Here is a 247-nt window from a genome sequence, read left to right as displayed (position 1 = left end):
CAACCCTCTCTTAAACCTTGGATTTTGAAAGAGAAGCAGATACTTATTCATAACAAAATTGAAATTGTTGAGGATAGAGACGATGTGGTATGGGCCATGGATAGCGATTACAGGCTTACGGCCTTTAACTCCGCCTTCGAGCTACGACTACGGAACGAGCAATTAGGGGACGCCAAGAAAGGAATGGATCTTCGGCCCATTTATGAAAAGGGAGTCTTCTTCAGTCCTTGTGAACAGGGATGTGAGC

The 247-nt window shown here is 44.9% G+C and carries 1 protein-coding gene; it reads left to right on the top strand.

Features of this window, described 5'->3' with window-relative positions; translation table 11 throughout:
• Positions 1 to 24 precede the first annotated feature (24 nt).
• On the top strand, positions 25 to 247 hold a 223-nt coding region (locus ACRHNM_RS17700), incomplete at its 3' end, for a hypothetical protein (protein ID WP_431137956.1).

Source organism: Psychroserpens mesophilus (genome assembly GCF_050617655.1).
Lineage (GTDB): Bacteria > Bacteroidota > Bacteroidia > Flavobacteriales > Flavobacteriaceae > Psychroserpens > Psychroserpens mesophilus_A.
Note: the sequence above shows the minus strand (reverse complement) of the source record. Positions and strands in the feature narration are given on the sequence as shown.